The following is a 6807-nucleotide window of genomic DNA, read 5'->3' as shown; positions in this document are numbered from 1 at the left end:
GGGAGCGCAGCGAGCGGGCTGCCCGAAGGGCGAGCGAAGCGAGTCAATCCCCCCCGGTGGCGCTACGCTTACCGGGGCTACGCTTTATACCCTGCCCCACCCTACAAAAAAACAAAGCCCGGTTACCCGGGCTTTGCGATCACATTCGCAATCACGCTATTTCATCAGTAGTAGGCGAGCAGCGTTCGCTGGCAAAGGGCCGAGCGCACGCAGTCATCTTTAGTAAAGCGAACAACGCCAATCATCTCATCTTCCTCAAAACGTGCCAGCGCATCGCTCAGGCCGGACTGGACGCCCGACGGCAAATCGCACTGGGTGATGTCGCCGTTTACAATCACGGTCACGTTCTCCCCGAGGCGTGTTAAAAACATCTTCATTTGCGCGGCGGTCACATTCTGAGCCTCGTCAAGAATCACGACCGCGTTTTCAAATGTACGTCCGCGCATATAGGCGAACGGCGCGATTTCCACCTTACCAATCTCTGGCCGCAGGCAGTATTGCATAAAGGACGCTCCAAGGCGCTTGACCAGCACGTCATAGACGGGCCGGAAGTAGGGAGCGAACTTCTCCGAGATATCTCCGGGTAAGAAGCCAAGATCTTCATCGGCTTGCAGGACCGGACGGGTGACGATAATTCTGTCCACATCCTTGTGGATCAGGGCTTCCGCCGCTTTCGCTGCGCTGATCCAAGTTTTACCGCATCCTGCTTCACCTGTTGCAAAGATGAGCTGCTTAGTCTCAATTGCATTCAGGTAGTGCGCCTGAGCTTCATTACGCGCGACAATTGGCGAGTTATCACGGCTGTCCCGCGCCATGCCAATTGATTCAACGCCACTCATCTGCACAAGCGAGGTGACCGACTCTTCTTCACGCTGTTTGTGGCTGCGCGAATCTCGTCTCAGCACACGTTTTGCTTCACGACGAGCTTTGATCACTGCTTTCTGTCTTCCCATGGATAGCACCTTGAGTTGTAGGTTTACATCACACGTGCCGCTGCCGGCACGATTATGCGCACGAACGTCTGAGGTTTGGCTTCCTTGTAAGCCATGACTTGCTGATGAAAAGACGCGGCAAACCCACCCACTGTGTCGTTGGCCACGTCGGTAAATTCAGTTTTTTTGATGAGGGAAGAGGAGATTCTGGCGGTGAGACGATCGCTATCGGTGGCGTGCTGCCCGCACCGAACATGGCGGATTGAGTGTTCTGATTGTCCTGAGCCGGACCTTACCATTCGCGATCTCCATAGTGAATCGTTCACTGCCGGGAACTACCGCTGTTGATATAAGTAAAACAAAAATTTTCATAAAAGCAACATTATATTTACCAAAATATAACGAGCCTGCCCTCTTACCTGGAGCCAGTTTCTGACATTAATATTACAAAAATATAACAGGACTGCGCTCATAGAAAAAAATGATAGTTCTCCCCTGCCCCGCAGGACAGAGGAGCGCAGGCTACGCCTCCAGCAGCGGCTGAGCCAGGTAGTGCTGCGGATCTTTCACGCCGGGTAGAGCAAAGAAGTAGCCCCCGCCGATCGGCTTGATGTACTCCTCCAGCGCTTCGCCGTTGAGCCGCTTCTGCACGGTCAGGAAGCCCTTCTCCAGATCGTGCTGGAAGCAAACAAACAGCAGGCCCATATCTAACTGGCCAGAGTTGGTTACCCCCAGCGAGTAGCTGTAGCCCCGACGCATCATCAGATTAACCTCGGTCTCCGGCGTACGCGGGTTGGCAAGACGAATATGGCTGTCGAGGGCGATGACCTCCCCGTCGGGATCGCGAGCATAGTCCGGCACGTCATGCTCATGCTGCATGCCCAGCGGGGCGCCGCTATGCTTGTCACGCCCGAAGATGGTCTGCTGCTCCTTGAGCGGCGTGCGATCCCAGAACTCGACGCGAAACTGAATAATGCGCACCGCCTGATAGCTGCCGCCCACCGTCCAGGCTGGCTCCTGCTGGTCAGGCGTAACCCACACCACGCGCTTCATCAGGGCGCCGTTCTGACCGTCCGGGTTACCGGTGCCGTCTTTGAAGCCCAGCAGGTTGATGGGTGTCTCTTTCCCTTTGCTGCGTGCCGCGTGGTCAGAGATAAACCCCTCCCGCTTCCAGCGGATGCTGAGCAGATCCGGCGTGTATTTAATGAGATCGCGCAGGGCGTGGATCACCGTATCCCCGGTGTTAGCGCAGATCTGCAGGAGCAGATCGCCATGGCACAGGGCTGCATCCAGCGAATCGTTGGGAAAGCGTGTCATCTTCTCCAGCTTCGCCGGGCGCTGCGGGCCTAAGCCAAAGCGGTCGTCAAACAGCGATGCCCCCAGCGAGACGGTGATGGTCAGGTTATCCGGGGCAATAAAGCCGCCGAGGATACCGGAGTCCATCGGCGGCATACGCGGGTTAGGCGTATCTGGCGCAGGCCCGCCGGTGGTTAAAAAGACAATCCGCTGGGTCAGCAGGCGAAACAGCCGCTCCAGCTCCGATCTGTCGCTGGCCAGCACGTCAAACGCGACCAGCATCATCGAAGCCTGCTGCGGCGTCAGAATACCTGCCTGATGCTCGCCATAGAACGGCTGGGTCTCCATCCGCGCATCCGGCGACAGGGTGCCGGGAGCGCTTTTAGGCTTTGCCGCATGGGCTACCGGACAGCCGCCCGCCAGCGCCAGGGCGCCACCCAGCGCGCCCATGCCCTTCAGTAAACGGCGGCGTGAAGGCTCGCTCACGCCGTGCTCATCATGCTCTGTCATGCTTAATCCAGTCCGAGTACACCGCGAAGCTGGGCCAGATCTTCCGCCAGGGTGGTGATCGGTCCTTTCAGCGCCGTGCGATCGGCGTCGGTCAGTTTGTCATAGGTTTCAAAGCCATCTTTGGTGCGGTATTTCGCGAGGATGGTATCAACTTTCTTGAAGTTAGCATCCACCTTCGCCAGCAGCTCGGCGTTGCCTTTCTGCAGCTGCGGACGCAGCAGATCAACAATCTTCTGCGCACCGTCAACGTTAGCCTGGAAGTCCCACAGGTCGGTATGGCTGTAGCGATCCTCTTCGCCGCTAATCTTGCTGGCCGCGACCTCTTCAATCAGCCCAGCCGCACCGCCGACCACTTTTGACGGCGGGAAGGCCAGCTCGCTGATGCGTTTTTGTAGCTCCAGCACGTCGCTATTCAGCTGGTCAGCATACTGCTCCATGCCCTTCGTGGAGCTATCGCCAAACAGCGCTTTTTCGAGGCGGTGGAAGCCGGTGAATTTCGGATCGGCAGCCTTCTGCTCGTAGTCATCCTCGCGGGCATCGATGCTGCCGTCGAGGTCAGAGAAGAGTTCGGCGATCGGCTCAATGCGCTCGTAGTGCTGACGCGTTGGAGCATACAGCGATTTCGCTTTCTCAACATCACCCGCCTTCACCGCGTCGGTAAAGTCTTTGGTCTTCGCTACCAGACCCTTCATCTCCTGAGTCACGTAAGCTTTATACTCGGTAATCGCAGCGCCCAGGCTCAGCAGCGCGTCACCTTTAGCCGCATCCGCCGTCGCTGCGCCTTTAACAATCAGCTTGCCCTTCGGGTTGGTCAGCAGGCCGCAGGTCATCTCATATTCGCCCGGCTGCAGGTTAGCGGTCAGCTTCTGGCTAAAGCCAGGAGCAATATTCTCCCGCTCCTCAACCACCATGACGCCCTTGAGGATCTCCCACTCCAGCGCTTTCTGGCTGTGGTTGAGGATAATAAACTGTGTTTTCCCGGCGTTGACCGTGAGGTTCATCGGTTCACACTGCTTATCCGTTACCGTGACCTTCACCTGTGGAACATCGGCCGCCTGGGCGCTGAATGCGCAGGCGAGCAGCGCGGCAATACCAACCTGTAAAGCACTACGACGAAAATGCGTTGCCATGACCTTTCCCTTAAAAGTATGTTGTAACTACTATTGTCGCTATCAATTAATATCAGGAGGCACCGGGAGACATCTGTGCCCCCGGGCGCGGCGGCAGCATAAACATCACCAGCGCCGGAATAAGGTAGGCAAACCAGACCACCACTTCACTAACGCTGGGCGCTTCCTGGTAGCCAAAGATGCCCTCCAGCAGAGTGCCAAACAGCGTGTGGGTGCTCAGGGTATTGCTGAGATCGAAGGCCACCTGCTGGAAATGGTTCCAGAGGCCCGCCTCATGGAAGGCGCGGATCGCTCCGGCGGCCAACCCAGCGGCTACCAGCAGAATAAACAGGCTGGTCCATTTGAAAAACGCCGCCATATTGAGGCGAATACCGCCCCAGTAGATCAGAAAGCCAATCACGACGGCTGTCGCCAGCCCGGTGAGTGCCCCCACCGGCGGCCAGATACCCACGTCCTGCTGAAACGCCGCCAGCAGGAAGAAGACTGACTCCAGCCCTTCCCGTGCGACGGCAAAGAAAACCATCATTATCAGTGCCCAGCCGTGATGATTGCCCTGCCTCAGGGCGTTATCTACCGCCTGCTCAAGCTGGACCTTAACGTTGCGCGACACTTTGCGCATCCAGAAGACCATCCACGTCAGGATCACCACGGCAATCACCGCCACGATGCCTTCAAACAGCTCCTGCTCTTTTTGCGGAAACTCCCCGGTGGTTTCGTTGATGATGATCCCGAGAGCAAGGCAGAGTGCGGCGGCGAGAAAGACGCCGATCCACATCACGCCTATCCAGCGGCCGCGTTGGGTACGCTTCAGGTAACTGGCGATGAGGCTAACGATCAGCGCCGCTTCGAGTCCTTCGCGCAGCATAATGAGAAATGGTACAAACATGCGATAAGCCTTTGAATGTTAAGCAGCGTCAAAAGATGCAAAGAAAAGTAAATTTCAATGATAGTGATTATCATTACGGCAGCAATAAACACAAGTAATTTCTGCGCGGAAGTTTCTCAGAATGTTACGCAGGCCAAGGCGCGGGCTGGAAGGTGAATCGAGGGTTGATAAATTGTGAAGAAGAAGTGAGAAAACGCACCGGAGAGCGGCTCCGGTGCGTGAACAACAGTTAGTTTGCTACGCGTGGTTCCGGCTTAGAGTGGTAATGCGCATCCGCCTCGGCAAAGCGCGCCTGCATGCTTGCCGACGGTGCTTTATCCAGCAGGCTGAAGAGCACAATACCGATGCTGCCAAAGATAAAGCCTGGAATGATCTCGTACAGGCCCAGCAGTTCGAAATGCTTCCAGACGATAACGGTCACCGCACCGATAATCATCCCCGCCAGCGCGCCGTTCCGGGTCATGCGTGACCACATGACCGAGAAGAGCACTACTGGACCAAAGGCGGCACCAAAACCGGCCCAGGCATAGCTCACCAGACCCAGCACCCGGTTTTCCGGGTTGGCGGCCAGAGCGATGGCTACCAGCGCGACGACCAGTACCATTACGCGTCCGACCCATACCAGCTCGGTCTGGCTTGCGCCTTTACGCAGGAATGCTTTGTAGAGATCTTCCGTGATGGCGCTGGAGCAGACCAGCAGCTGACAGCTCAGGGTGGACATTACCGCCGCCAGGATAGCGGAGAGCAACACGCCTGCAACCCATGGATTAAACAGCACCTGCGCCAGCTCGATAAACACGCGCTCGGCGTTCTGGTTTACCGCCCCGGCGAGCGCCGGGTTGTTGCTGTAGTAAGCAATACCGAAGAAGCCTACGGCTACCGCACCGGCCAGGCAGAGGATCATCCAGGTCATGCTGATGCGGCGGGCATGAACGATGGTGTGGTGAGAATCCGCTGCCATAAAGCGTGCCAGGATGTGCGGCTGGCCAAAGTAGCCCAGACCCCAGCCCAGCAGTGAAACGATGGCCACGAAGTTCAGCCCTTTGAGCATATCTACGTTTTCAATGCTCTTCTGCTTGATCACCACCAGCGAGTCGTCAAAGCCACCTACGGAGACCATCACCATCACCGGGGTGAGGATCAGGGCGAAAATCATCAGGCTGGCCTGCACGGTGTCGGTCCAGCTTACTGCCAGGAAGCCGCCTACGAAGGTGTAGATAATGGTTGCTGCCGCACCAGCCCACAGCGCCGTTTCGTAGCTCATGCCGAAGGTGCTCTCAAACAGACGCGCCCCCGCAACGATGCCGGACGCACAGTAGATGGTGAAGAAGAGCAGAATAACCAGCGCCGAGATGATGCGCAGCACGCGGCTACGATCTTCAAAACGGCCAGTGAAGTAGTCTGGCAGCGTCAGGGCGTTGTTGTTTACTTCGGTGTGCACGCGCAGACGGCCCGCCACCAGCTTCCAGTTAATCCATGCCCCCAGCGTCAGGCCGATAGCGATCCAGCTCTCGGAGATACCGGAGATAAAGATCGCCCCCGGCAGGCCCATCAGCAGCCAGCCGCTCATGTCAGAGGCGCCCGCGGAGAGCGCGGTGACCAGCGGGCCTAAGCTGCGTCCGCCGAGAATGTAGTCGTCAAAGTTTTTTGTCGATCGCCAGGCGACAAAGCCAATCAAAATCATGCCAAAGATGTAAACAAGAAACGTCACCAGCATTGGGGTGCTCATTGCCATTCAAAAGTCTCCAGATCTCTTCGTCAGCAAACGTCATATCTGCTGCGTTGACCTTTTCCGGAACGGGGAAAAGGTGTCGTTGTAGTGTTGGGCGACCGTATCCTGCCGGAAGCGATTTCTAACCACAATCGATTTAACATGGCATTCACATGAATTACATCCCCGTTACGATACCATTTTCTAATAGGTTGCACTCGCTCACGCTTTACAAGGTAACACCGTGAAAAAGTGTTAAGTACCGCATGGTTTCTGGCTTCCAGGGGTGCTAGCGCAACTTTTTAACGTCCGATCATCGTTAACAATCCATTCATTATTCAG

Annotated in this window: 6 protein-coding genes; 1 reads left to right on the top strand and 5 read right to left on the bottom strand. The window is 56.5% G+C overall.

Features of this window, described 5'->3' with window-relative positions:
- Window positions 1–164: 164 nt before the first annotated feature.
- Window positions 165–953: a phosphate starvation-inducible protein PhoH gene (gene phoH / locus RTX96_RS10920; protein ID WP_181016605.1), complete on the bottom strand. Its 789-nt coding sequence runs from the start codon at window positions 951–953 to the stop codon at window positions 165–167.
- A gap of 104 nt (window positions 954–1057) precedes the next feature.
- On the opposite strand from phoH, the gene RTX96_RS10915 reads away from it, so the two are divergent.
- Window positions 1058–1198 carry a hypothetical protein gene (locus RTX96_RS10915; RefSeq protein WP_312455975.1) on the top strand — a complete coding sequence of 47 codons (141 nt, stop codon included), beginning with the start codon at window positions 1058–1060 and terminating at the stop codon, window positions 1196–1198.
- A gap of 256 nt (window positions 1199–1454) precedes the next feature.
- Here the strand turns inward: RTX96_RS10915 and efeB are convergent, their stop codons facing one another.
- The 4 genes from efeB to putP all read right to left on the bottom strand — a co-directional run bounded on the left by efeB (window position 1455) and on the right by putP (window position 6489).
- Window positions 1455–2738, bottom strand: a complete 1284-nt coding sequence (gene efeB, locus RTX96_RS10910) for an iron uptake transporter deferrochelatase/peroxidase subunit (protein WP_312670966.1) — start codon at window positions 2736–2738, stop codon at window positions 1455–1457.
- Window positions 2739–2740: 2 nt separating this feature from the next.
- On the bottom strand, window positions 2741–3868 hold the full coding sequence (gene efeO, locus RTX96_RS10905; protein WP_312455973.1) for an iron uptake system protein EfeO: 1128 nt from the start codon (window positions 3866–3868) through the stop codon (window positions 2741–2743).
- Between the two features lie 52 nt (window positions 3869–3920).
- Window positions 3921–4754, bottom strand: coding sequence for an iron uptake transporter permease EfeU (gene efeU, locus RTX96_RS10900; RefSeq protein WP_312670965.1), 834 nt, complete (start codon window positions 4752–4754; stop codon window positions 3921–3923).
- 229 nt (window positions 4755–4983) lie between these two features.
- Window positions 4984–6489 (bottom strand): sodium/proline symporter PutP, encoded by a 1506-nt coding sequence (gene putP, locus RTX96_RS10895; RefSeq protein ID WP_312670964.1) that lies wholly within the window; start codon window positions 6487–6489, stop codon window positions 4984–4986.
- Window positions 6490–6807: the final 318 nt, after the last annotated feature.

This window comes from Pseudescherichia sp. (assembly GCF_032052675.1).
Lineage (GTDB): Bacteria > Pseudomonadota > Gammaproteobacteria > Enterobacterales > Enterobacteriaceae > Pseudescherichia.
This window is presented reverse-complemented; position numbering and strand designations above follow the sequence as displayed.

Excerpts from the sequence above, each read along its gene's own strand:
- phoH (WP_181016605.1), bottom strand. The coding sequence starts at position 953 with ATGGGAAGACAGAAAGCAGTGATCAAAGCTCGTCGTGAAGCAAAACGT.
- RTX96_RS10915 (WP_312455975.1), top strand. The coding sequence starts at position 1,058 with ATGAAAAGACGCGGCAAACCCACCCACTGTGTCGTTGGCCACGTCGGT.
- efeB (WP_312670966.1), bottom strand. The coding sequence starts at position 2,738 with ATGACAGAGCATGATGAGCACGGCGTGAGCGAGCCTTCACGCCGCCGT.
- efeO (WP_312455973.1), bottom strand. The coding sequence starts at position 3,868 with ATGGCAACGCATTTTCGTCGTAGTGCTTTACAGGTTGGTATTGCCGCG.
- efeU (WP_312670965.1), bottom strand. The coding sequence starts at position 4,754 with ATGTTTGTACCATTTCTCATTATGCTGCGCGAAGGACTCGAAGCGGCG.
- putP (WP_312670964.1), bottom strand. The coding sequence starts at position 6,489 with ATGGCAATGAGCACCCCAATGCTGGTGACGTTTCTTGTTTACATCTTT.